18 protein-coding genes, 2 pseudogenes and 1 riboswitch are annotated in these 24620 nt (G+C 70.5%); of the genes and pseudogenes, 10 read left to right on the top strand and 10 right to left on the bottom strand.

Features of this window, described 5'->3' with window-relative positions:
- The first annotated feature begins 126 nt into the window (after positions 1–126).
- The 6 genes from GA0070619_RS06395 (at position 127) to GA0070619_RS06370 (ending at position 8288) form a co-directional block, all read left to right on the top strand.
- Positions 127–1035 (top strand): ABC transporter permease, encoded by a 909-nt coding sequence (locus GA0070619_RS06395; protein WP_088947205.1) that lies wholly within the window; start codon positions 127–129, stop codon positions 1033–1035.
- On the top strand, positions 1028–1822 hold the full coding sequence (locus GA0070619_RS06390; RefSeq protein WP_088947204.1) for an ABC transporter ATP-binding protein: 795 nt from the start codon (positions 1028–1030) through the stop codon (positions 1820–1822). The genes GA0070619_RS06395 and GA0070619_RS06390 overlap by 8 nt, the downstream gene beginning before the upstream one ends.
- 148 nt (positions 1823–1970) lie before the next feature.
- On the top strand, positions 1971–3485 hold the full coding sequence (locus tag GA0070619_RS06385) for a bifunctional cytidylyltransferase/SDR family oxidoreductase (RefSeq protein ID WP_088947203.1): 1515 nt from the start codon (positions 1971–1973) through the stop codon (positions 3483–3485).
- A gap of 42 nt (positions 3486–3527) precedes the next feature.
- On the top strand, positions 3528–5234 hold the full coding sequence (locus tag GA0070619_RS06380; protein WP_088947202.1) for a CDP-glycerol glycerophosphotransferase family protein: 1707 nt from the start codon (positions 3528–3530) through the stop codon (positions 5232–5234).
- 237 nt (positions 5235–5471) lie between these two features.
- Entirely contained in the window at positions 5472–6797 is a 1326-nt protein-coding gene (locus GA0070619_RS06375) for a polysaccharide pyruvyl transferase family protein (protein WP_088947201.1), read from the top strand.
- A gap of 162 nt (positions 6798–6959) precedes the next feature.
- On the top strand, positions 6960–8288 hold the full coding sequence (locus GA0070619_RS06370; RefSeq protein ID WP_088951594.1) for a polysaccharide pyruvyl transferase family protein: 1329 nt from the start codon (positions 6960–6962) through the stop codon (positions 8286–8288).
- 27 nt (positions 8289–8315) lie between these two features.
- On the opposite strand, the gene GA0070619_RS06365 is transcribed toward GA0070619_RS06370, so the two are convergent.
- The 5 genes from GA0070619_RS06365 to GA0070619_RS06345 all read right to left on the bottom strand — a co-directional run bounded on the left by GA0070619_RS06365 (position 8316) and on the right by GA0070619_RS06345 (position 13317).
- Positions 8316–9068 carry an alpha/beta fold hydrolase gene (locus tag GA0070619_RS06365; protein WP_088947200.1) on the bottom strand — a complete coding sequence of 251 codons (753 nt, stop codon included), beginning with the start codon at positions 9066–9068 and terminating at the stop codon, positions 8316–8318.
- 133 nt (positions 9069–9201) lie between these two features.
- On the bottom strand, positions 9202–10056 hold the full coding sequence (locus GA0070619_RS06360; protein WP_172861990.1) for a C39 family peptidase: 855 nt from the start codon (positions 10054–10056) through the stop codon (positions 9202–9204).
- Positions 10057–10289: 233 nt separating this feature from the next.
- A riboswitch (cyclic di-AMP (ydaO/yuaA leader) is annotated at positions 10290–10431 on the bottom strand.
- 284 nt (positions 10432–10715) lie between these two features.
- On the bottom strand, positions 10716–11486 hold the full coding sequence (locus GA0070619_RS06355) for a hypothetical protein (protein WP_088951593.1): 771 nt from the start codon (positions 11484–11486) through the stop codon (positions 10716–10718).
- Positions 11487–11618: 132 nt separating this feature from the next.
- On the bottom strand, positions 11619–11972 hold the full coding sequence (locus GA0070619_RS06350; protein ID WP_088947198.1) for a hypothetical protein: 354 nt from the start codon (positions 11970–11972) through the stop codon (positions 11619–11621).
- A 91-nt stretch (positions 11973–12063) separates the two neighbouring features.
- Positions 12064–13317 (bottom strand): acyltransferase family protein, encoded by a 1254-nt coding sequence (locus tag GA0070619_RS06345; RefSeq protein WP_088947197.1) that lies wholly within the window; start codon positions 13315–13317, stop codon positions 12064–12066.
- A gap of 544 nt (positions 13318–13861) precedes the next feature.
- Between GA0070619_RS06345 and GA0070619_RS06340 the strand changes: the two genes are divergently transcribed.
- The gene (locus GA0070619_RS06340; RefSeq protein ID WP_088951592.1) at positions 13862–14497 is read left to right on the top strand and encodes an alpha-ketoglutarate-dependent dioxygenase AlkB; all 636 of its coding nucleotides are present in this window, start codon (positions 13862–13864) and stop codon (positions 14495–14497) included.
- A gap of 26 nt (positions 14498–14523) precedes the next feature.
- On the opposite strand, the gene GA0070619_RS33300 is transcribed toward GA0070619_RS06340, so the two are convergent.
- From GA0070619_RS33300 to GA0070619_RS06325, 5 genes and pseudogenes are all read right to left on the bottom strand, one after another.
- On the bottom strand, positions 14524–14676 hold the full coding sequence (locus GA0070619_RS33300) for a TrmH family RNA methyltransferase (protein WP_231927450.1): 153 nt from the start codon (positions 14674–14676) through the stop codon (positions 14524–14526).
- A 614-nt stretch (positions 14677–15290) separates the two neighbouring features.
- Positions 15291–17873, bottom strand: a complete 2583-nt coding sequence (locus tag GA0070619_RS06330; protein WP_331716865.1) for a DNA topoisomerase (ATP-hydrolyzing) — start codon at positions 17871–17873, stop codon at positions 15291–15293.
- A gap of 147 nt (positions 17874–18020) precedes the next feature.
- Positions 18021–18653, bottom strand: a pseudogene (locus GA0070619_RS34030) (LAGLIDADG family homing endonuclease); the annotation flags it as partial.
- Between the two features lie 171 nt (positions 18654–18824).
- Positions 18825–19079 (bottom strand): annotated as a pseudogene (locus GA0070619_RS33915) (DNA gyrase subunit A); the annotation flags it as partial.
- A gap of 101 nt (positions 19080–19180) precedes the next feature.
- Complete coding sequence (locus GA0070619_RS06325) at positions 19181–21238, bottom strand: DNA gyrase/topoisomerase IV subunit B (protein ID WP_088947195.1); 2058 nt, start codon at positions 21236–21238, stop codon at positions 19181–19183.
- A 251-nt stretch (positions 21239–21489) separates the two neighbouring features.
- On the opposite strand from GA0070619_RS06325, the gene GA0070619_RS06320 reads away from it, so the two are divergent.
- From GA0070619_RS06320 to GA0070619_RS06310, 3 genes are all read left to right on the top strand, one after another.
- Complete coding sequence (locus tag GA0070619_RS06320) at positions 21490–22188, top strand: hypothetical protein (RefSeq protein WP_088947194.1); 699 nt, start codon at positions 21490–21492, stop codon at positions 22186–22188.
- Positions 22189–22393: 205 nt separating this feature from the next.
- Complete coding sequence (locus GA0070619_RS06315) at positions 22394–23650, top strand: SGNH/GDSL hydrolase family protein (protein WP_088947193.1); 1257 nt, start codon at positions 22394–22396, stop codon at positions 23648–23650.
- A 99-nt stretch (positions 23651–23749) separates the two neighbouring features.
- Positions 23750–24613, top strand: a complete 864-nt coding sequence (locus GA0070619_RS06310) for an alpha/beta hydrolase family protein (RefSeq protein ID WP_088947192.1) — start codon at positions 23750–23752, stop codon at positions 24611–24613.
- Positions 24614–24620: the final 7 nt, after the last annotated feature.

Here is a 24620-nt window from a genome sequence, read left to right as displayed (position 1 = left end):
CGACGTGTTTTCCACTACCTTCCACGCAGCAGCGGAGCGGCCTCCCCATACCGGCCACGCTAGATTTCATCGCCGCGAAGCATTCTCATTGCTCCCCATCAGCACGAAAGATCGGAGCGCCTCACCATGGCCAACACCGCGGTGGCCGACCTCGAATCCGGGCTGACCCCCCGCGCCCAACTCGCGCAGCGGTACGGGCTCAAGGTCGCCGGGGAACCTCCGTCCCTGGGCGCGTACGCCCGCCAACTGTGGGCGTATCGACACTTCATGTCCGCATACTCGCGGGCGAAGGTCGCGTCGTCGTTCAGCAACACGCAACTCGGCCAACTGTGGCAGGTGCTGACCCCGCTCACCAACGCGGCGGTCTACTACCTGATCTTCGGCGTGATCGTGGCGCAGGACCGGCACGTGCCGAACTTCATCGCCTACCTCTGCACCGGCATCTTCATCTTCACGTTCACCCAGAGCGCGGCGCTGCAGGGCACCAGCGCGATCACGGGTAACCTGGGGTTGATTCGAGCGCTGCACTTCCCGCGCGCCGCCCTGCCGATCACTGTCACCCTGGTGCAGTTCCAGCAGCTGCTCATGTCGATGTTGGTGCTGGCCGCGATCGTGCTGGCCACCGGGGAGCCGATCACCTTCCGCTGGCTGCTGATCGCGCCAACGCTCCTACTCCAGTCGATCTTCAACATCGGGCTGACCATGATCATGGCTCGGATCGGCTCGAAGGTCACCGACCTGAAGCAGGTCATGCCGTTCGTGATGCGGGCCTGGCTCTACGGCTCCGGCGTGCTCTACAGCGTCACGCTCTTCGCGGAACGGCTTCCCGGCTGGGCGGCGACCGCGCTGGAGTCCAACCCGATCCTGGTCTACATCGAGCTGGCCCGGTATTCACTGCTCGAATCGGCGTACCCCGACCACATCGCGTCCTCGCCGACTCGGCTGTGGCTCCTCGCTGCGGCCTGGGCAGCGGCCGTCGGCTTCGGCGGGTTCGTTTACTTCTGGCGCGGAGAGAAGGAGTACGGCCGTGGCTGAGCAGACCCTGCCCGCGGTGGACGCTGTGGTGGACACGGGGCGCGTACCCACCGTCGTGGTGGACGACGTGCACGTGATCTACAAGATCCACAAGGGCGCCACCGGTACCACCAGTCCGGTCTCCGCCCTCAAGCGCATCGTGTCCCGCACGAACGCGCCGAACATCCGCGAGGTGCACGCGGTCAAGGGCGTGAGCTTCACCGCGTACCAGGGTGAGGCCATCGGGCTGATCGGCAGCAACGGCTCCGGCAAGTCGACCCTGCTGCGGACCATCGCCGGCCTGCTCCCACCGGCCCGGGGCGCGGTCTACACGCTCGGCCAGCCCTCGCTGCTCGGCGTGAACGCGGCCCTGCTCAACGACCTCTCCGGCGAGCGCAACGTGGTGCTCGGCTGCCTGGCCATGGGCATGCCTCCCGAGGAGGTGAAGCGGCTGGCTCCGGAGATCATCGAGTTCTCCGGGATCAACGAACGGGGCGACTTCGCCTCGTTGCCGATGCGCACCTACTCCTCCGGCATGGGCGCCCGGCTGCGCTTCGCCATCTCCTCGGCGAAGAAGCACGACGTGCTGCTCATCGACGAGGCGCTCGCCACCGGTGACCGCAAGTTCCGGGGCCGCAGCGAACAGCGGGTCCGCGAACTGCGCGACAGCGCCGGCACCGTCTTCCTGGTGAGCCACTCAATCGGCTCGATCCGGGACACCTGCGAGCGGACCATCTGGCTGGAGAGTGGCGTCCTGAAGATGGACGGCCCGACCGACGAGGTGTGCAACGCCTACGAAGGCAAGTAGACAGGTCGACGACCGCATCGGCCGGGCGCACGCTTGCCCGGTCGGTGCGGTCAGTCGTAGGCGCTAAGGTTTCCTGGGCGCCGACCACAGTTCATATCTCGTCATCGACGCACAAAACACCCTTTCGGTGGAAGCGAGGACCGGCAGAATGATCCAGGATCACAGCCCCGCACCGGGTGCCACGCCGGCGAGCCCGGCACTCTGGCGCCCCTCGCGGACAGTGGCCGTGATCCTCGCCGGGGGTACGGGGACGCGACTCGGGCTCGGCATCCCCAAGCAGCTGCTGAAGATCGCCGGCAAGCCGATCATCGAGCACACCCTGGCCATCTTCGAGGCCGCCCCGGAGATCGACGAGATCATCGTGCTGATGGCGACCGGGCACGTCCCCGACGCCCAGCAGATCGTCGACAAGGCCGGCTTCCGCAAGGTGACCAAGGTGATCGAGGGTGGCGACACCCGCAACGCCACCACCCGCATCGCGCTCGACGCGGTCGGCGAGGGCGACGTCAACATCCTCTTCCACGACGCGGTGCGGCCCCTGGTCAGCGGTCGGATCGTCCGCGAGTGCGTGAACGCGCTCTGGAGCTACTCCGCGGTCGACGTGGCCATCCCGTCGGCGGACACGATCATCCAGGTCGACGAGAACGACTGCATCACCGACATTCCGGTCCGCTCCGCGCTGCGCCGCGGCCAGACCCCCCAGGCGTTCCGCTCCCCCACCATCCGCGAGGCGTACCGGATCGCCGAGGGCGACCCGAACTTCGCCGCCACCGACGACTGCGGTGTGGTGCTGCGCTACCTGCCCGGCACGCCGATCAAGGTTATCGACGGTTCGGACGAGAACATCAAGGTCACCCACCCGGTCGACGTGCACCTGGCGGACAAGCTCTTCCAGCTCGCCGCGGCGCAGGCGCCCCGGCTGACCGACCACCGCAGCTACAGCGAGGAGCTGATCGGCCGCACCATCGTCGTGTTCGGCGGCAGCTACGGCATCGGCCACGAGCTGACCGAGCTGGCCCGTCGCTACGGTGCCCAGGTCTTCCCGTTCAGCCGTTCCACAACCGGCACCCACGTGGAGCGGGCCGGGGACGTCGAGGCCGCGCTGAAGACCGCCTTCGAGGCCACCGGCCGGATCGACCACGTGGTGGTGACCGCCGGCATCCTGGAGAGGGGCGCCCTCGCCGAGATGGACGAGGAGACGATGGACCGGCTGCTCCAGGTCAACTTCGTCGGCCCGGTGACCATCGCCCGCCAGGCCCTTCCGTATCTGCAGCAGACCAAGGGCCAGCTGCTGCTCTACACGTCCAGCTCCTACACCCGGGGACGAGCCCGCTACGCGCTCTACTCGGCCACCAAGGCCGCCCTGGTCAACCTCACCCAGGCGCTCGCCGACGAATGGGCCGACGTCGGCGTACGCGTCAACTGCATCAACCCGGAGCGGACCGCCACCCCGATGCGGACGCGGGCCTTCGGCGAGGAGCCGGAGCACACCCTGCTCGCCGCGGAGGCCGTCGCCCAGTCGTCGCTGGACGTGCTGATCTCGGAACTCACCGGGCAGGTCATCGACGTACGCCGGGCGCCGGGCGAAGCGACGCAGGCCGTGCCGGCCCAGAAGCCGCGGGTAGCCGACGAGACCAATGCCGCCTCGGCGACCGTCGGCTGACGGCCGAGCACTGCTGAGCGGGACGATGGTGAACGGAGCGACATGCGTGGTGACCTGGTCCGGAAACTGATCGCACGGTGCCTGAGCATCGGGCTGGCCGTGCTGGCCTTCCTGGTCGTGGCGCTGACCGGGGCGACCGGTTGGGGGCTGGCGCTGGCGGTGGCCGCCCTCGTCGCCACCGCCGCTGAGCGACGGATCCGCCAGGGCGCGGACACCGCCGCTGAGACGACACTGATCGCCGCCGCCGTCCTGGTCGGCTACGCCCGACGGCTGGACGGTGGGTTCGACCCCGCGCTGGCCGCCGCCGCGCTGGTGCTGCTCGGGCTGGTGCTGCTGGTGGGCCCGCTGCGGCACGCCGGGAACCTGGAGATCCGGGCGGCCAACCTGCCGGTGCGGTCCTGGACGGTGCCGGTCGCCACGCACCTCGGCGACGCGCTGCTCGGGCTTCTCGCCGTGGTGGCGCTGGCCGCCGCGGCGACCATGCCGGCCCTGGTCGCTCTCGCGGCGGCCCTGCTGGTCGGTGCCGGCGCCGGCGCGATCGCGCTGGATCTGGCCCGGCGCCGGTTCCGGCCACCGGCCGGCGGCGGGGCGGTGGGCCGGGCGCTGCGCCAGCACCAGCCGGAGTTCCTGCTCTACTTCTCCGCGCCTCCCGGCTCGGAGTACCAGGTCACCATGTGGCTGCCGTATCTGGAGCGGATCGGCCGGCCGTTCATGGTCGTGCTGAGGGAGCCGGAGTTCCTGGCCCCGATCGCCGCGGCCACCGATGCGCCAGTGGTCTACTGCCCCACCCTGAGGGCGATGGACGAGGTGCTGGTGCCGAGCCTCCGGGCGGCGTTCTACGTCAACCACGGTGCGAAGAACAGCCACTGCATCCGTTTCACCCAGCTCACCCACGTCCAGCTGCACCACGGCGACAGCGACAAGGCGCCGAGCGCCAACCCGGTGTCGGGGATCTTCGACCGGATCTTCGTGGCCGGCCCGGCGGCAATCGACCGGTACGCCCGGGCCGGGGTGCAGATCCCTGCGGAGAAGTTCGTGGTGGTGGGCCGCCCGCAGGTCGAGTCGATCAACGTACGCCCGGAGCCCCTGGCTGCCGAGGCACCCCGCACGGTGCTCTACACCCCGACCTGGACGGGACACCACGCGGACGCGGACTACTGCTCGCTGCCGGTGGCCGAACCGATGCTGCGCAAGCTGCTCGACCGGGGCGTAACGGTCATCCTGCGCGCCCACCCGTACACCACGCAGAACCCAGCATCGGCGCGGCAGCTGGGTCGGCTGACCGAGCTGCTCGCGGCGGACCGGGCGCGGACTGGTCGACCGCACGTCTGGGGCGCCGCCGCCCGCGACCTGAGCCTGGTGGATTGCGTGAACCGCTCCGACGCGCTGATCTCCGACATCTCCGGGGTGATCTCGGACTACCTCTACTCCGGCAAGCCCTTCGCGGTGACCGACATGGGCGACCAGGGTCACCGGTTCACCGAGCGGTTCCCGCTGGCCGGCGCGGGCTACGTGCTGCACCGGGACATGACGAACCTGGACGATGTGCTGGGCCGGCTGCTCGGCGCCGATCCGATGGCACCGGAGCGCTGGGCGACCCGGCGGCGCTACCTCGGTGACTTCCCGGCCGAGTCGTACGCCGACGCGTTCCTGGACGCCGCCAGGCGCGAGCTGGAGCCGGGCTGGAGCCCGCCGTCGCCCGGGCGGCCGGTCGAGCCGGACCGGGTGGCGGCCTCCCCCACCACCTGAGCCGCCGGGCCGCCGGGGGCGGCCCGGCCTCGGTCACCCCCGGTGGTCCGGGGAGAGCAGCCTGGGCGGGCCGCCCGCTCGGCCAGCTGGGGAACGGTTGGACGGGTACGGTCCGAGGCGTCAGCTGTCGCGTGCCCTAAAATCGCGGGGCCGGAGGTGCTCGATGCGCACCGCCAATCCCGGCCGGTCCGGGGTGTTCCGGGCGGACGTCGCCACGGACGAGAGGTGGAGCTAGTGATGCACCAGCGGATCCTCATGCGGGCCAAGAAGGGCCCCTTCGACGTCTACGCGCCGGAGGAGACCTTCGAACGCAACTGGATCGGCGACAACAACGGGAACCTGGTCTTCAGCCACGCCGCCCACAAGCTGCTCCGCACAACGACGGCGCAGATCACCTCCACCGAGTTCAAGATCGACCTGCGCGACGCCGACAAGATCAACGAGCAGTACGACGTGTACGTCATCCCGCTCGCCAACGCCTTCCGGCGCAGCTACGCGCATCGCGTGGCGGCCATGACCAAGCTGATCGAGCGGCTCAAGATCCCGGTGGTGGTTCTCGGGGTGGGCGTGCAGACCAACGTCGCCGGCGACCGGGAATACCTGCGCCCGATCGACGACGTGGTGAGCCGCTTCGTCCGGGCCGTGCTGGAGCGCTCGCACAGCATCGGGGTTCGGGGCGAGATCACCGAGAGCTACCTGCGCACCCTGGGCTTCTCCGCGGTCGACGTGATCGGCTGCCCGTCGATGTTCCTGCACGGTGACAGCCTGCGGGTGGAGAAGCGCAAGGAGTTCCTGACCCCGCACGACCGGGTCGCGCTGACCATCTCGCCGTACGTGAAGTCGATGGCGGAGGTGGTCTCCGCCCACCACCAGCGCTACCCGAACCTGCGCTACCTCCCGCAGGATCTGAAGACCCTCGGCACGCTGCTCTACGGCGACGCTCCCGCGGACCGAGGGAAAACCAGCGCGATCCCCGTCCACACCTCGCACCCCCTGTTCACGGAGGACAAGGTGCGCATGTTCGTGGACCCGTGGACCTGGATGGAGTACCTGTCCGGGTTCGACTTCGCCTTCGGTACCCGCATCCACGGCACCATCACCGCGCTGGTGGCCGGCACGCCGGGCTACCTCTTCGCGCACGACTCGCGCACGCTCGAGCTGGCCCGGTACTTCGACATCCCGCACCGGGTGATGGCGGACGTGCCGGCCGATGTCGACGCCGCCGACCTCTACGCGGAGGCCGACTACACGGCGCTGAACAACGGGCACAAGGCCCGCTTCGAGACCATGCTCGCCTTCCTCGCCAAGCACGACCTGGGGCACGCCTTCGCCGATGGCGACAGCGCCACCCGCTTCGACGAGCAGGTCCGCGCCACCACCTTCCCACCCGCCGTCCGCCCGGCCGGCGCCACCGGCTCCGATGTGCTGCTGGAACGGGTGCAGTGGCTGCGCGACCACAACCGAAGGCTGCTGACCGAGGTCGAGACCCTCAAGCAGCAAGAGCTGAGGACCCGGGTCAGGCAGGCGGTCGGCGGCCGGGTGCGACGCTTGTTGAATCGTTGACCCGCCGCGATCCTGCGGGCCGATCGCCGCGTGCGGCCGCCGGCCGGCCGGTGGCCTAGTATCGCGGGGCCTGGAGGTGACAGATGTGCCGCCTCCCGGGACACTGCCGGGCGATCTCCGGGGTTGGACGCCACCGCCGCCGGACGAGAGGTGGAGCCACCGATGCATAAGCGGATCCTGCTGCGCGCCCGCAAGGGCCCGTTCGACGTCCTCAGCGCCGAGGAGACGTACGAGCGGGACTGGATCGGTAAGAACACCGGCAATCTGGTCTTCAGCCACGCCGCGCACAAGCTGCTGGCGACCTCCACGGCCGAGATCACCCCGTCGCGCTTCCGGGCGGACCCACGCGACGCCGACGAGATCAACGAGAAGTACGACGTCTTCGTGATACCACTGGCCAACGCGTTCCGTCATGACTACGCGAAGCGGCTGACGTCGATGGCTCGGCTGATCGAACGGCTGAAGATCCCGGTGGTGGTGCTCGGAGTCGGGGCGCAGACCGACGTGGACGGCGACCTGGAGCAGCTCCGCCCGATCGACGAGCCGGTCAGCGCGTTCTGCCGGGCGGTGCTCGACCACTCGCACAGCATCGGCGTACGCGGCGAGATCACTGAGAACTACCTACGCAAGCTGGGTTTCTCGGCTGTCGAGCAGATCGGCTGCCCGTCGATGTTCCTGCACGGCGACAGCCTGCGCATCGAGAAGACGAAGGCGACCCTGGGCATCGACGACCGGCTCGCGTTCGTCATCTCGCCGTACGTCAAGGCGCTGGCCCCCCTCATCCTGCACCACCACCAGCGCTACCCGAACCTGCGCTACGTGGCACAGGACCTCTACACCCTCGGCACCCTGCTCTACGGCGACGCGCCGAAGCTGCGGGGCAAGACCGCCGACATGCCGATCCACACCTCGCACCCGCTCTTCGTCGAGGACAAGGTGCGGATGTTCATGGACCCGTGGCCCTGGATGGACTATCTCTCCGGGTTCGACTTCGCCTTCGGCACCCGGATCCACGGCACCATCACGGCGCTGATCTCGGGCATCCCCGGCTATCTGCTGGCGCACGACTCGCGCACCCTGGAGCTGGCCCGATACTTCGACATCCCGCACCGGTTGTTGCGCGATGCGCCGGCCGACGTCGACGCTGCCCAACTCTATGCGGAAGCCGACTACACGGCCCTGAACGAGGGCCACAAGGAGCGCTTCGCGCGGATCACCGCGTTCCTCGCCAAGCACGACCTCGGCCTCTCGTTCGCCGACGGAGACAGCGCCACCCGCTTCGACGAGCAGGTCCGCCAGACCGTTTACCCACCTGCGGTCCGGCCGGTCTCCGCCTACTCTCCCGAGGAGTTGCTGACGCGCATCCAGTGGCTGCGGGACGAAACCCGGACGCTCCAGACAGAGGTCAATACCCTCCACGCGCGGTCACTGCGCGGGCGGGTCAAGCAGGCCGTCGCCGGCCGGGTCCGCCGGATGCTCGGAGCCAGGTGACCAGCCACCGCGTCCGCTTCATCCAGCTCACCCGCGTCGGTACGGGTCGAGCAGCGCCAGCACGGCAGCCGGGTCCTCCACGTGTGCGTTGTGGCCGAGACCGGGCAGCGTGACGACCGGAACGCCGTACGCCTTGAGCTGCTCGTCGGTGACCAGCGGGTCGTGTTCCCCGCGGGCCAGCACCACCGGCACGTCGGTCGCCGCCAGCAACGGGGCCAGGTCTGGCTCGCCGACGCCGAAGGCTGTCGGGTCCATGGCGAGGCGCCACCGGCCGTCGACCTGACGCAACCCGGCGTCCACCACCGGATGATCCGGCGGGACCAGGCCGACCAACCCGGAGACGCGCAGGTAGCGGCGGGCCGCCTCGGTGCGGCTGGCGAACCAGCTCAGCGGGCGCGCGGCGAGCTCGGCCGCGCGGGTCAGCTCGTCGGGTGACCAGACCGCCTTGATGCCCAGCCCGACCACCGCGTCCACCGGCAGCCCGGCGGCGCGGGCGGCCAACGCCAGGCCGACCACCCCGCCCAGCGAGTGCCCGAGCACGACGATCCGGTCGTCGGCGACCAGGCCGTGGGCGATCCGCTCGGCGAACCCATCAAAGGAGTACGACGGCAGCGGGGCCGACCAGCCGTGACCGGCAAGGTCCGGTGCCAGCCACCGCCCGGGCCAGTGCTGCTTCAGCAGTGGGGCCGAGGGCAGCCAGACGTCCCCGGTCGCCCCCATCCCGTGCAGCAGCAACAGGATCGGCCCACGGCCTGCCCGGCCACCTGATTCATCCACCACGGCCGCAGTCTCCCACGGTTCGCGACCAGGTACGAGGGTGGTCGATGCGGCGCAGGCCTGACCGCTCGGTGAAGACGCCGCGGGCGCCGGCCCCTTGTGGGGGACGGCGCCCGAAGCGGTCAACGTGCCTGGGTCAGGCGGAGTAGCCCCGGCTGGCGATCCAGTTGGCCAGGTCGATCGTGGTGATCCAGTACGACGCGTCGGCCGCGTTGGCCGAGTCGGCGATTCGCACGGTCCGGCCGTTGTCCTTGTAACCCACCACGGCGATGTAGTGCCCGCCGCCGTAGGAGTGCCAGCCGCCGTTGGTGTCGGTGGCGTCGCCGACGACGTTGGCGACCACGCCACGGCCGTCGGTGATGGCCTTGACGACGTCGGCCTGGAGCTGGTCCATCTGGGCCGGGCTGGGCGTGCCGGCGAACATCCGGGTCCGGTACGGGGAGCCCTTCACCTCGGCGTTGAGCACCCGGGTGGTGTCCAGGGCCGAGTTGGTGCCCATCTCGGTGGTGCCCAGCTCGGCGCCGAGCTCGTTCTGGGTGCGGTCGATTCCGGCGGCGCTGAGAGCGTTGCGGGTGGCAGCCGGGCCGCAGTTGTAGTACGTGTTCTGCGCCTGGTAGTCGTAGTCGAGCACCTTGGTCGCCGGCGGCTTCGGCCGCTCCGGCTTACGGGTCAGATCCGGGTTGCTGCTGGCCTTGGCCGCGGGTGACGCGGCACTGGTGGCCGGCGCGGGGGCGGCGGTGGTCGGTGCGGTGCTGGCCGAGGGGGACGCGTCGCGCGCCTCGCTGCGGGAGGCAGCGGTGTCGCTGCGCATCTCGGCGACAGTGGTCACGGTGTGCTGGCTGGCCGGGGCGTCGTCGGCGCTGGTGACCAGGGCGCCGGTGGTGCTGGCGATCGCGAGGGCCGCAGCGGAGGCGACAACGATCTGGTAGGGGCGCTCGGTGGTGAGGCGACGGAGCTGACGCTTCAGGGTGTGCTTCACGGGGTCCTCCACGGATCGGGGGGAGAGCGGCACACCGGGGCCGGACCGGCATCCGGGCAGGCGCCAACGCGCGGACGATGGTCCGCGGATGGTGAACCGCTCAGGGGAACGCCCGGCGTGGCCGGGCGGTTAGGCGATGACCCGGGGGGGTCAGCTCACCGTCACTGGACGAATGAGCGGGGGCACCGCTACGCCGTGGAGGCGAAGGAACAACCGAGGGGTGGAAAGGTGCTGCACGAGGATGGAACTCCTTCCGACACCGCCTACCGGGTTAGCTGACGGATTCGGGCGGGAAGATCGCCCTACCGCGGGCCGTGGCTCGCGGATTCACCCCGGACTTACTGATGGGTCCCCGGTTCGTAGATCACGATTGAGCGGGTCGGCGCGGCGTCGCCTCTTGCGAACGGTTACCGCACCGGACAGGACGACAGTACTGGCCGGCTCTCACCCTGCCAAGCCGGGTTCACCTGCGTAAACCCCAATCGGCGCGACAATTTCTGCGCGTATTGCCGATGATGTGACTCGATGGGACAACCGGTTACGGCGACGCCTGCGGGCGACAACCGGACAGGCCGCCAATTATGCGGCCACAATCACGGGAAGAATCGAGCCAATCGTGCCCGACGCCCGATTCGCCATTGACATGACCGGGCTCACATAACGGATCGGGCTCAACCCGCGCGAGCCGGGCGCCAACGTGCCGCGAGGGCGGGACGGAACGCCCGGGTAGCCGCCCGGCGGGCGGGTACCGGGTTCGGCCGCAGCCGGGCCGCTGCCGCGTACGCCTCCTCGGCGAGAGTGCGGGCCGACTCGGCGGCCAGTTCCGCGTCCCGCCAGGCGGCCCGCTCCCGGGTGGCTGCGGCCTGGTAGTCGGCCAGCCTCGCGTCCCGGATCGCCCGGCTCAGCAGCACCTCCTGCTCGACCGGGTGCCGCCGGGGATCCCAACCGTGCCGGTGCCCGAACACGTCGCCGAACTGCGCCATGGTCAGGTCGCCCCGCCAGTGCGCCGCCGCCGCCGCGCGATGCAGGTAGCGCTCCCGGGAGGCGTACTCGGCGGGGGTGCGGGGGGTATGCGGGGTGGGCAGCGCCCCGGCCCCCGCGAAGCGACGCGCGGCCGCGTCCGCCTCGTCGTAACGGCCCCAGGCCCGCTCCATCTGCTCCTGAGCGGTCAGCCAGGAAGCCCGTCGCCGCCGGGCGTTCTGCCCCGCGCCGGCCGCGGCGACGGCCACTTCCTCGGCGTACCGGCGCAGGTCGACGGCCTCGGCCTCAGCCAACTCCCGGGCGGTGGGCGCCGCCGGGGCCGGGTCGTCCGTTGGCCGGTCCCGCTCGGGGCGGGCGGCCAGCACGATGAGTACGCCCAGTGCCAGCAGGAACAGGGCTGACCAGATGGCGGCGGCCTGCGGCACCTCGGTCACGAACTGGTAGAAGACGACGGTCTCCATGGTCGGCACCTCGGGGAGAGAACAATGCGGTGGGAGCCCCACCGGCCACCGGGCCACGGTGGGCCACGGATCGGCGAGGTGCGGGACGGGTGGATCGACAGGGCGCGGCGACGGGACGCTCGTCCCGGTGGATCAGCGCCCGGGTGGAGCCCGGGGCGCCCAGCTCCTCGGACCGTCCACGAGCGGCAGCCGTTCAGACCCGGCCGCGCACACCAGCGGCACTCCGGCCACCACGATGACGCCCCGGCCGCGCAGGGCCGGGTGCGAGTCGACTGAGCAGACCGGGAAGGCCTTCTCGGCGGCTCCCTCAGCGACCGCTGGGGCTGCGTGCACGGTCGGCGTTGGCGCGGCGGTCGGCGTTGGCGCGGCGGCCGAGGCCGGGCCTGCGCCAAGCGCCAGGGCCGCGACGACGGCGAGGCTGGTCAGCACCCGTGTCGCCCAGCGCGCCACCCACCACAGGGGACAGGTGAACGCGACCGGAAGCACGCCCCCACGCTACCGTCACGCCGGCCCGGGCGCATCGACCACGGGCGTGTCGGCGTACGCCGCGCCGACCGCGCTGACCAGTGCGGACGCCTCAGCGCGAGTCGACGTACGTCGATCGACCGCTGGCCTGCTCGACGTCGCCGACGGCGGCTTCGCCGGCCTGGGCCTGGGTCCCGACGCCATCGGCGGTGCGGTCTTCGCGGCCGTTGACTTCAATGCCGGCGGTGCGTTGCTGAGGGACGGCCACCTGGCGGGCCGGGCGGCGTGGAGCGAGCCGGCGCATCATCGGGGTCTCGACGAAGCGGTGCAGCAGCCCGGCGAGGACCAGGTTCACCAGTAGGAAGCCGAGCACCGCGACGGGGCCACGCCAGCCCTGGAAGCCGGTCCCCCAGTCACCGCTCCAGCGCAGCACGCTCGTCATCACCAGCACGTGCACCAGGTAGAAGGCGAAGGAGACCTCCCCGAGCCAGACCACCGGTCGGGACCGCCATGGGGAACGCTTACCTCGGACGTCCGCGTCCGCGGCGGCAGTGATCACCAGCAGATACGCCACCGCGAGCAGCGTGGTCCACAGCTCGGCGCGAATCCATTCTGCCGCTGCCACCCAGGTGGCCAGGAAGATCACGCTGGCTGCGGTCAGCCCCGGGCCCCGCCAGAGGCCACGGCGCATCAGCTCGGCCGCCACCGCGCCCATCCAGAACTCCAGCGACCGTACGGGCGGGAAGATCTGCGTGAACCACCAGCGGCTCGCCTCCGGCACCAGGTGCTGGGCCGGCCAGAGCGCGAGGATCAGCAGAGGTAGCGCGACGATCAGCACCCAGAGCAGCTTCGGCCGGGCCCGGCGCAGCAGCGGCAGCGCCAACGGCAGACAGAGGTAGAAGAAGAACTCGCAGGAGAGCGACCAGCTCACGGTGTTGATGCTGTAGAACCAGCCCGGTCGGGGATCCCAGGCCTGCAACAACAGCAGGTTCTCCAGCGCGACCGCCGGCAGGACCGGGTCGGCGAACCACCAGGCGACCAGCAGCGCCGCCCCCCACAGCACCAGGTGATTCGGATAGATCTTGGCGACCCGTCGCCGCCAGAAGGTGCGCCGGGAGTCGCCTACGCGGGCCGACCAGACCAGCACGAAACCGCTCAGGATGAAGAAGAACTGCACCCCGGACAGGCCGAGGGTGAACAGCGCGTCGACCACGGCCTTGTAGTCCGGCTCGGCGATGATCCGCATGGTGCCCGCGTGGAATCCGAAGACCAGCAACGCGGCGATCCAGCGCAGCCCGGTCAGCGAGGGCAGCCGGGCCGGCGCGGGGGTGGGCCGGGCAGCCGTCGCCGCGGGGGCGCTCGTCATGCTGGGATCCCGACGCTCGGCAAGGTCACCAGCACGTGCGTGTCCTCCTCGGTACGACGTCGGACGGCGCGACGGCGACGCCCGCGACGGCCCAGCAGGGGCCGTACCCGGGGCACCCTACCCGGGGCACTCCCGGGTGAACCGGACGCGTTCCACCCCGCCAACGCGGAATGGGTAGGCACAGGCTGCCCTGGCGCGGACCGGTGAGTCGCGCGCGACGGCGGCGCGCACCCTGCACGGGCTGCTCGGCTCGCCGCAGCGGCGCGCGCCGCGCCGCGCCGCGCCGCGCAAGCCTGGTCCACCGTCGACGGGCAGGGAAGGGCACGGGTCGTGGACGCGGTGTTCGACGCCGTACGCCCGCCGGCGTAGGCGACTGACGCTGTCGCACGCGAGCGACGCCGCGCCCGCCACGGTCAAGCTCGATCCTGGAAATAGTCCCCTCGATCGCACGGGCACTACATCCAGGATCGAGCACGATCTTGAGGGATCCGCGTGGCACAGGCATAGTACGGGTGTACGAAACGACTGCTAGGGTGGCCGCATGATGCAGGCCGCCTACCAGCCGTCGATGCTCGACCTCGCCGACGCCGAGCCGACCCTGGGGCCACTGCCCGGTCAGATCCGACGACACCAGCTCAGCCGGGGCGCCTGGGTCGACCACCTCCCGGGCTGGGTGCGCGGCTCCGACGCCGTCCTCGACACCCTGCTCAGCGAGGTGCCCTGGCGTGCCGAGCGGCGCACCATGTACGACACCGAGGTCGACGTGCCCCGCCTGCTCTGCTGGTATGGCGGCGACCGGCAACTCCCCCACCCCGTGCTCACCACGGCACGGGCGGAGCTGACCCGGCACTACGCGCCCGAGCTGGGCGAGCCCTTCGTCACCGCAGGCATGTGCCTCTACCGTTCCGGACGGGACAGCGTCGCCTGGCACGGCGACACCATCGGCCGGTCAGCACACACCGACACCATCGTCGCGATCGTCTCCTTCGGAGCACCCCGACCGCTGCTGCTGCGCCCACGTGGCGGCGGCGGCGGCAGCCTGCGCTTCCCGGTGGGCCACGGCGACCTGATCGTGATGGGCGGCTCCTGCCAACGCACCTGGGAACATGCCATCCCGAAAACCACCCGCCCCGTCGGCCCCCGGGTCAGCGTGCAGTTCCGCCCCGTCAACGTCGCCTGACGTTGGCGGCGCCACCCCGGCCTGCCCTACAGCAGGCCGGCGAGTCTGTAGAGGACCAGCGACCCGGCGACGGCGACGTTCAGGCTCTGGCCGTGCCCGACCATGGGAATCTCCACGGCCGCGTCCAGGTGGTCGAGTGCCTCGGGCGGGATGCCAGTCGACTCGTGCCCGAGCAGCACCACGGTGCGCCCCGAGCGGCGGGCAGGTCACCGAGTCTGACGGCCTCGTCGGCCAACTCCACCCCGAGAATCCGGGAGCCGGCGGCCCGTTCGGCGGCCAGCCACCGCAGCGGGCTGCCGACTCGGTGGACACAGCCCGGCCGGCGCAGGGTGTTGCCCCGGGCCAGAGCCTCGTCCACCCACCGGAACGGCGGCGCGGCCAGGCAGGCACCGACCGCGTCACAGGTGCGCAGCAGGGTGCCCAGGTTCGCGCCGTGCAGCGGCCAGAGCGGGGCGGCGATCAGATGACCCCAGCAGCGATGCTGGCGGGGTCGGCGGGCGGCACGCAGCTCACGCCTTGGCCGGACCCGGATGGCGGCGCTCACGCCGCGCCGGCGACTCCGCCGGACAGAAGAAAGATCATGTGAGAGGTGCTTGGCGGCGCACCCAGGCCATCACCGACAACAAGAACCCTCACCATACCCCGCGCGCGGACCGCGTTCAGACGCCAAGATCCGCGCAACTTCAGGGAAAGCGCTGCCTGCGGCATGTCGGAGGCAGCAACTCCCCCGAAGTTGCGCGGATCTTGAGGTCGGGACACCCCGCACGCTCCGGGGGGCGGCGGGGTTGGTGGGTCAGTCCCGTTCGATGAGGTGGCCTACCACCGTTGGGCCGAGCATCACCGCGAAGCCACTGCCGTCGCGGCGGGGGTCCGCCGCCGGCAGCTCCACCGGATCGCCGGTGCCGGTCGCACCGACCGGGCGCGGGCCCACCCAGGCAACCGCCACGTCCGTCTCACCCTTGAGGAAGCGGTGCGCGCGCACGCCGCCGGTCGCCCGGCCCTTCGCGGGGTACGACTTGAACGGCGTCACCTTGACCGTCGCCCCGGTGGAGGTGACCACCATCGGCTCGCCGTGCCCCGGGTCGTCGGTGCGGACCGCGCCGAAGAACGTCACCCGCGCCCCGGCCGGCAGGTTGATGCCGGCCATCCCGCCGCCCTTGAGGCCCTGCGGACGAACCAGCCCGGCGGGGAAGCGCAACAGCGACGCCTCCGACGTGACGAACGTGAGCGATTCGGTGCCGTCGGTCAGCCAGGTCGCCCCGACCACCTCGTCACCGTCGCGCAGACCGATCACCTCGAACTCGTCGGAGCGCACCGGCCACTCCGGAGCGCAGATCTTCACCACGCCCTGTCGGGTGCCCAGCGCCAGCCCCGGCGAGCCCTCCGCCTGCCCACCCAGGGGGGCCAAGCCGACGACGGTCTCCCCCGCCTCCAACGGCACCAGCTCGGCCGCGGACATCCCGCCTCGCAGCGACACCGTGCCGGCCTGATCCGGCAACACCGGCAGCGGCAGGACGTCGACCTTGAAGGCCCGGCCAGCACTGGTCAACAACAGCACCCGACCACGGGCGGTGGAGTGCGCAATGGCGCGTACGGTGTCGTGCTTGACCCGGCCGTTGCGTCGGCGCCCCTCGGAGCTCTCCTCCGACTCGGCCGCGGTCCGGGCGACCAGCCCGGTCGCGGAGAGGATCACCTGGCACGGGTCGTCGGCGACCTCCAGCGGCCCGGCCGGCACGGACGCGGCCAGCACCTCCTTGAGGTCACCGTCGACAAGCGTCGTACGCCGTTCGGTGCCGAACTGCTTGACCACGGCGGCCAGTTCGTCGGAGACCAGCTTCTTGAGCACCCGCTCGTCGTCGAGGATCTTGCTCAGCTCGGCGATCTCGGCGCGCAGCCGCTCCTGCTCGGCCTCCAGCTCGATCCGGTCGAACTTCGTCAACCGGCGCAGCGGAGTGTCCAGAATGTAGGTGGCCTGGATGTCGGACAGGCCGAACCGGCTCATCAGCCCGTCCTTCGCGGCCTGCGCGTCGTCACTGCCCCGGATCAGCCGGACCACCTCGTCAATGTCCAGCAGGGCGATCAGCAGACCGTCGACCAGGTGCAGCCGCTCCTGCCGCTTGCGCCGACGGTACGAGGTGCGCCGGGTGACCACCTCGTAGCGGTGGGCCAGGAAGACCTCCAGCAGCGCCTTCAACCCCAGCGTGCGCGGCTGACCGCCGTCCAGGACCAGGTTGTTGACGCCGAACGACTGCTCCAGCGGGGTCAACCGGTAGAGGTCGGCGAGCAGCGCCTGCGGGTTGACGCCCACCTTGCACTCGACGACGAGGCGGGTGCCGCTCTCCCGGTCGGTGAGGTCCTTGACGTCGGCGATGCCGGTCAGACGCTTGGTCTTGGTGACCTCGTTGGTGATGGCCGCGATGACCTTCTCCGCGCCGACGCCGTAGGGCAGCTCGACCACGGTGATCGCCTGGCGACCCCGGCTGCCCTCGATCGGGCCGATCTCCACCTTGCCGCGCATCCGCACCACGCCGCGCCCGGTCTCGTACGCCCGGCGCACCTCGTCCAGACCGAGCAGCACGCCGCCGGTGGGCAGGTCGGGGCCGGGGACGAACTCCATGAGTTTGTCCAGAGTGGCGTCCGGGTGGTTGATCAGCCAGCGGGCCGCCTGGACGACCTCGCCCAGGTTGTGCGGGATCATGTTGGTGGCCATCCCGACCGCGATCCCGGACGCGCCGTTGACCAGCAGGTTGGGGAATGCGGCCGGCAGCACTGTCGGCTGGGTCAGCGACCCGTCGTAGTTGGGCTCGACGTCGACGGTGTCCTCGCCCAGCTCACCGACGAGCAGCATGGCCTCGCGGGACATCCGTGCTTCGGTGTAACGCGAGGCAGCCGGGCCATCGTCTGGAGATCCAAAATTGCCATGCCCGTCGATGAGGGGCACGTTGAGCGAGAAGTCCTGCGCGAGGCGAACCATGGCGTCGTAGATCGCCGTGTCGCCGTGCGGATGGTACTTACCCATGCAGTTGTGGACGACGTAGCCCTCGGCAACGAAGGCGTGCTCGTCACTGCCGACCTGAATGTCGTAGGTGACGTCGGGCGACACCGGCTCCACCGAGGTGACCCGTAGGAAGGATCCACCGACCAACGCGTCCAGCCGAGAAGCGAGCGGTGAACCGAGGCGGTGGAGTTTGCGGATCCAGCCGTCTCGTACCGCACGCTCTAATTGGAAAGATCGTTCAGCGAGCGGGACGCCATTGCGGTCCTTGCCATATCGCACCTTCGGTCCGCCGCTAGCCGAGAGGGAGTCGCGGAACGCTTGGCCATCCCGGTCCCGAAACCACCCGCCGCCCTGGTGCGCGGCCGTGAACGCGGCCATGACCGGGGCGTACGGCAGCCGGTCATTGCCCTGCTTGCCGCCGTACTGGTAGTCGATCTCGGCGACCCGTTGCAAGTCGTCGTGCTTGTAACCGATCCGCACCCACGGCAGCAGAAGACGGGCGAGATCCGAGGCGTCCCGGCCGCTGACCGACAGGCCATGAAGAGGGTGTTCCTGTGAGCCACGACCGCTGGTCCAATGGTGCCCATGTAGCCCCAGGTCGGCAAGCATGGCGTAAATCTGCCGCACCAGCACCTCGCTGGTGCTGACGAAGACAACCTCCCGAAAACGCTTACGAATGTAGCCGTCTCCATCGAAGAAGCCGGCGAGAAATGGCACCCAGGCCGACCGGTCGCGAATGATGTCGGCGGGCACACACTTGTCCCGGCTGAGCGGCCGCGTGGCCTCTAGCAGTCCTTCGTGTCGGCTGAAGGTAAGAATGTGCTGGTCGCGATGCAGCGGATTCTCGGCCTCACGCTTCCCTCGGGAAACGTTCAGCCCACTGGCGATGGCCCAACCATGGGCGACATCGAGCGGCTCAATGTCACACATGTGGATCCGGACCCGACCGTCCGCCGTGCGAGATCGGTGCACTGGGAAGCCCTCGGCTACCAGCAGCCCGCGCACATAGTCGTAGATGTCGCCGGTCGGTGTTGACAGCACATTTCGGCGGCTGCCGTACGCCAACGCCAGTCGCCCCGGGAGGTCCCGCGCCTCCACCCATTGAACCGAAAGGTCATCGGCGACCACGCGGAAGCGCTGGCCCGGCGTGACGAGCATCGTGTGCCCGTTGCTCCAGGTCACGCGCACGAGGTCGGACACTGGATTCTGATAGACAGCGGTCACCGGCACTGGTGCGCCAGCACCATCCAGAACGAGGTCACCGACCTCGATCTCCTCGATGGTCCGAAGGCCAGCGGGCGTCGAGACGAGTGTGCCAGCGACGAAGCAGTCACCCACAATTCGGGCGGACTTCACATGCCCGCGATCCGGGCGGTAGCCCTGCTCGTACATCGACCAGAGGATGCGCCGGTGCACGGGCTTGAGGCCGTCGCGCGCGTCGGGCAGCGCGCGGGAGTGGATGACCGAGAACGCGTACTCCAGGTAGGAGTCGGACACCTCGGTGACCAGCGGGTTGTCGAAGACCCGCGCGCCGGCCTGGTCGAACGAGGAGAGGTCGACCTTGTTTTCCTTACGGCGTGCCATGACTCAGCTCTCCATCGGAACGAAAAAAGCGCTCATGCCGTCGCTTCGCAACGGCATGAGACACCATCGCGCTGTATCGAAATTCGCTCGCTGTCGCTCGCTCATGCGTCGATCGCATCCCGGTCGACGCGGTCGGCGGAGTCGATCAGCCAGTTGCGGCGCGGCTCGACCTTCTCGCCCATCAGCAGTTCGAGGATGCGTTCGGCGGCGTCGACGTCGTCGAGGGTGATCCGGCGTACGGCGCGGGTGGCCGGGTTCATCGTGGTGTCCCACAACTCGTCGGCGTCCATCTCACCGAGACCCTTGAAGCGCGGGATGGGCGTGACGATCTGCTTGCCGGCCTTCTCCAGCTTGCGGACCGTCGTCTCCATCTCGGCCTGGGTGTAGGTGTAGACAGTCTGCGGGCTGCGCCCCTTGGTGGTGATCTTGTGGAGGGGCGGCATCGCGGCGTAGAGCCGACCGGCCTCGATCAACGGGCGCATGTACCGGGCGAAGAGGGTGATCAGCAGCGTGCGGATGTGCGCGCCGTCCACGTCGGCGTCGGCCATGATCAGCACCCGGCCGTAGCGCAGTGCGGAGAGGTCGAACGTGCGCCCCGAGCCCGCGCCGAGGACCTGGACGATCGCCGCGCACTCGACATTGTCCAGAACCTGCTGAAGGTTGGCCTTCTGCACGTTGAGGATCTTGCCGCGGATCGGCAGCAGCGCCTGGTATTCCGAGGATCGGGCCATGCGACTCGTCCCGAGTGCGCTGTCACCCTCCACGATGAACAGCTCACTGCGGTCGATGCCGGTGGCCCGGCAGTCGACCAGCTTCGGCGGCATGGACGCGCCCTCCAGGGCGGTCTTGCGCCGGGCGGCGTCCTTCTGCTGCTTCTGGGTGAGCCGCACCCGGGCCGCGTCGACGATCTTCTGGAGGACCGTGCGGGCCTCGGCCTTGGTGCGCCGGTCCTCCAGCCAGGCCTTGACGTGCGCGTCGACCTGCGTCTGGATGACCTTGGTGATGCCGGTGGTGGAGAGCTCGTCCTTGGTCTGCGAGGTGAACTGCGGCTCGGGGATCCGCACGTGCACCACCGCGGTCATCCCCTCCAGGACGTCGTCGAGGGTGGGCGGCTCCTCCTTGGCCTTGAGCAGGCCGCGGGTGTTGCGGATCGCGTCGGCGAGGCTGCGGACGAGGGCCCGCTCGAAGCCCTTGCGGTGGGTGCCGCCGTGGGCGTTGCGGATGGTGTTGGTGAAGCACTCGACGGTGCGCTCGTAGCCGGTGCCCCACCGGAAGGCCACCTCGACCTCGGCGCGCCGCTGCACGTTGGACTGCATGACGCCGTTGGCGTCGGCGGCGTTCTCCCGGTAGGTCCCCTCGCCGTTGACCAGCAGGGTGCCGGAGACCGGCCGGTCGCCGGCCGGGGCGAGGAACTCCACCATGTCGCTGAGCCCGTTGGGGTAGTGGAACCGCTCCTCGGTGGGTGCCTCGCCGGTCAGGTCGCGCAGCAGGTAGGTCACGCCGGGGACCAGGAAGGCGGTGTTGCGCAGCTTGGTGCGGACCGCCTCGACGTCGAGCGCGGCGCCGGTCTCGAAGTAGCGGGCGTCGTGCCACCAGCGGATCGACGTGCCGGTGCGCTGGCCGCGCTTGACCGCGCCGACGACCTGGAGCCCGGGGCCGGCGGTGAAGGGCGCGTCCGGCCCGTCGCCGTCGAAGATGCCCGGGACGCCGTGCCGGAAGGACATCGCGTGGATCTTTCCGGCCCGGCGGACGGTCACGTCGAACCGGCGGGACAGCGCGTTGACCGCTGAGGCGCCGACGCCGTGCAGGCCGCCGGAGGTCTTGTAGCCGGAGCCGCCGAACTTGCCGCCGGCGTGCAGCCGGGTGAGCACCAGCTCGACGCCGGAGATGCCGGATTTGGCATGCACGTCGGTGGGGATGCCCCGGCCGTCGTCGTCGACCTGCACAGAGCCGTCGGCGTGCAGGATCACCTCGACGGTGCTGGCGTGACCGGCGACGCCCTCGTCGGTGGAGTTGTCGAGGATCTCGTTGACGAGGTGACCCACGCCACGGCTGTCGGTGGAACCGATGTACATGCCGGGCCGCTTGCGGACAGCGTCCAGCCCCTCAAGGTGGGTGAGGTCATCGGCCCCGTACAGGGTGTCAGGCTCTGCGGTCAACTGGTCGTACTCCCCGGTCTCGGCGGTGTGCAGCCGGTCACCGGCGACATCAGCCGGCGTGGCGCGCCGCAGCGAGCCTAGCCCGAGGCTAGGACAACTCCCGGAGGGCCCGCGCGACCCGCCGCGCGGGAGCCTCCGGACGTGAGCGAGGGAACAGCCTGCAGGTGATCACGGGACCACGCAGAGGCACCGGCGTCGGTACGCTCTCATGATCGCGGCTGGTCGAGGGCATTCGTCGGGAGGCGACCGGGATGGACGAGACGACACGTGACGCCCTGCGACGCTCCCTCGGCACCCGCGCCCGGCGGTGGCTGCTCGTGGGCACCCTGCTGGCGGGTGTGCTGTACGCGGTGGCGCTGGTGGCGGCGGCGGCTCCCGCCGACCGGACGTTCGCGGCGCTCTCGGAGACGGTCCAGAGCCTGATGTCGGTCGTGACGCCGCTCTTCGGCATCCTGCTGGTGCGCGACCTGCGCCGGGCGCCCGGCTCCGCCCCGGTCCTGCCCAGCGTGCTCGCGGTGGTGCTGCCGGCCGTGGTCATCGGTGTCGTCGGGGTGCTGATCTGCGCGGCGACGCTGGCGCTCTCCCCGGCCGAGGTCGCCGACGAGCCGTGGCGGCACGCCGGCACGGTCGCTGTGGGCAGCGTGCTGGTGCAGGTCGTCGCCGGCCTGGTCGGCACCGGGCTGGGTCTGCTGCTGCGGTCGACGGTGGTCGCGTTCCTCGCCACGATCGTCCTGCCGCTGGGCCTGTTCGGGCTGTTGGGCGCCGTGGACGCCCTGCGTCCGGCGCAGCCGTGGCTCACCCCGCTCGGCAGTGTCCGCAACCTGCTCTCGGGGGACATGACAGTGCTGCGGTGGGCGCAGTGGTTGTGCGTACTGCTGCTCTGGGGTGTCGGTCTGAACGCCGTCGGCGCGGCCGTGCTCAAGCGCGGCGGCGACCTGAGCGGCAGGTAGCTCGGCGCGGCCACCCGGCGAAGGCCGGCGTGGTCGACGGCCACTGTCATCCGGAAGTGCTGGTCCGCCTCGGCGAGGCGCACGGCACGTCTACGCGCGCATGTCTTTCATCGAAATTCTGTTACGGGCCATTGACGCCCGTCGCACAGGGGTGATCTGATCTCGCTCTCAGAGAATCTTTCATCTTTCGATGGATGGGGGCCCCATGCCCAGGTTCCGCCGTACCGCGCTTGCCGCGGGACTAACGATCGCCATGGCCGCGCTGTCGACAGCCGTCGCGCTGCCCGCACCCGCGTCCGCCGCGCTGCCCACCGCCGCGGTGGCACTCGGGGACAGCTTCATCAGCGGCGAGGGCGCCGGGGCGTACACCCCGGTGGTCGACGTCAACGGGGTCGCCCAGGGCTTCCCCGGTTGGACAGCGGCCAACAACAACGCGTTCTTCTGCCACCGGTCGGCGAACGCCTCGCTGAACAAGGCCAACCTGCCGGGCATCCAGAACCGGTTCAACCTGGCCTGCTCCGGCGGCCAGCCACGCGACATCGCCACCGCCTCCGCCGCCCGGGAGAAGGGCCGCACGGTGGCCGCGCAGATCGACCAGCTCCGCGCCGTCGCGCAGACCCAGGACATCGACCTGGTGCTGATCGGCCTGGGCTCCAACAACAGCTCGTTCACGTTCGGCAGCGTCGCGGAGAAGTGCGCCAACCGGTTCATCGCCGACGCGTGGACCGGCTGGTGGGAGTTCTGGGCGTACCTGGGTGGCCCGGTGGAGCAGAAGCCGTGCAGCGACGCCGACCTGGCCACCGCAGCGCAGATCAGCGCCGCGACCGCGGAGACCACCGCCGCCGTACGCCAGCTGCTGACCACCCTGGACCAGGTGGACGCGGACGGACAGCACCGGGTGGTGTTCCAGGACTACACGAACCCGTTGCCGCTGGACCTGAACCCGCAGTTCCACGAGGAGGACAGCCGGGACGACACCCGCGACAAGTTCCGCGACCTGGGTGCCGAGCGGTACGCGGCCGGTTGCCCGATCCACCGGGCCAGCCTGGCCCCCGGGCACCGCTTCTCGCAGGCTCTGGGCACCATCGTGAAGTCCACCCGGGACACTCTGGCCGCCGAGTTCCCCGGCGACGACCTGGTGTACCTGAACGTGCAGCAGGCCTTCAACGGCGCCCGGCTCTGTGAGCAGACGAGCAGCCCGACGGGCTCGCTCGCCACGCCGATCCGGCTCCAGGACGGCGCGACCGGCACCTTCGTCACCAGCCTCGCCGGCAAGGACAAGATCGCCATCCAGCGGATCGCCAACACCTGCGTCAGCTACTTCCAGACCTGCCAGGAGTCGTGGCACCCGAACGCCACCGGGCATCAGGTGCTCGGCCAGTGCCTTAGCGGCGCGGCCTCCACCAGCGCCCGGTCGGTGGCCTGCGTCCGCGCCGGCAACGGGACGATCTCCGTCTCCTGACCGCGTCGCCATCCCGGAGGCCCCGCCGATCGGCGGGGCCTCCGTCGCGTCGACCACCTGCGGCTACCCGTCAGTAACGTCAGGCCGTAGGCTGGGCCGGTGAACGGGGATCCGGAGTACGCGCAGGAGTTCGTCGAGATCGACGGTGGTCGGCTGGGTGTGCAGGTCTATCCGGAGCCGACCGGTGTGACGGATGCGCCGGTCGCCGTGATCTGGCCCGCGATGGGCGTCCGCGCCCGTTACTACCGGCCCTTCGCCGCCGAGCTGCGCGCCGCCGGGCTGGCCGTGGTCGTCGCCGACCTGCGTGGCACCGGGGCGAGCACCCCCACGCCGAGCCGGGCCGACCGGTACGGCTACCCGGAGCTGGCCGCCGACGTCGGCGCCGTGCTGGCCGCGCTCAAGCCACGACTGGACGGGCGCACCCGGTTGCTGGTCGGGCACTCGCTCGGTGGGCAGGCCGCCCTGCTGCACCTCGCCCTGCACGGCGGCGACGAGGTGGACGGGCTGGCGCTGATCGCTGTCGGCATCCCGTACTGGCGCAACTATCCGGGTCGGCGCGGCCTCGGCGTGCTGCCGTACACCCAGGGGATCGCTGCCACCACGGCGCTGCTCGGCGTGTGGCCGGGGTGGGGGTTCGGCGGCCGGCAGGCGCGCGGCGTGATCCGCGACTGGGCGTACACCGCGCGCACCGGCCGGTTCCCCCGGCTCAACGGCACGGACACCGAGGCGGCGGTACGCGCGGTGCGGACACCGGTGCTGGCCGTCAGTGTGGACGACGACCAGTTCACCCCACACGAGACCGTGGACAACCTCTGCGAGAAGCTCGCCACGGCCCCGGTGACCCGGGAGCGCTACACAGTGGCCCAGGCCGGCGCGCCGCTGGACCACTTCACCTGGGTCCGCGCGGGCGCACCGCTGGCGCGGCGGGTCGCCGAGTTCGCCGGCGACCTGCCGCCACGCTGAGTCGTAC

This window comes from Micromonospora zamorensis, from assembly GCF_900090275.1.
Lineage (GTDB): Bacteria > Actinomycetota > Actinomycetes > Mycobacteriales > Micromonosporaceae > Micromonospora > Micromonospora zamorensis.
Note: the sequence above shows the minus strand (reverse complement) of the source record. Positions and strands in the feature narration are given on the sequence as shown.

Coding starts and splice junctions, on each gene's coding strand:
- GA0070619_RS06395 (WP_088947205.1), top strand. CDS start 127: ATGGCCAACACCGCGGTGGCCGACCTCGAATCCGGGCTGACCCCCCGC.
- GA0070619_RS06385 (WP_088947203.1), top strand. CDS start 1,971: ATGATCCAGGATCACAGCCCCGCACCGGGTGCCACGCCGGCGAGCCCG.
- GA0070619_RS06380 (WP_088947202.1), top strand. CDS start 3,528: ATGCGTGGTGACCTGGTCCGGAAACTGATCGCACGGTGCCTGAGCATC.
- GA0070619_RS06375 (WP_088947201.1), top strand. CDS start 5,472: ATGCACCAGCGGATCCTCATGCGGGCCAAGAAGGGCCCCTTCGACGTC.
- GA0070619_RS06370 (WP_088951594.1), top strand. CDS start 6,960: ATGCATAAGCGGATCCTGCTGCGCGCCCGCAAGGGCCCGTTCGACGTC.
- GA0070619_RS06355 (WP_088951593.1), bottom strand. CDS start 11,486: ATGGAGACCGTCGTCTTCTACCAGTTCGTGACCGAGGTGCCGCAGGCC.
- GA0070619_RS06345 (WP_088947197.1), bottom strand. CDS start 13,317: ATGACGAGCGCCCCCGCGGCGACGGCTGCCCGGCCCACCCCCGCGCCG.
- GA0070619_RS06340 (WP_088951592.1), top strand. CDS start 13,862: ATGCAGGCCGCCTACCAGCCGTCGATGCTCGACCTCGCCGACGCCGAG.
- GA0070619_RS06330 (WP_331716865.1), bottom strand. CDS start 17,873: ATGGCCGCGTTCACGGCCGCGCACCAGGGCGGCGGGTGGTTTCGGGAC.
- GA0070619_RS06320 (WP_088947194.1), top strand. CDS start 21,490: ATGGACGAGACGACACGTGACGCCCTGCGACGCTCCCTCGGCACCCGC.
- GA0070619_RS06315 (WP_088947193.1), top strand. CDS start 22,394: ATGCCCAGGTTCCGCCGTACCGCGCTTGCCGCGGGACTAACGATCGCC.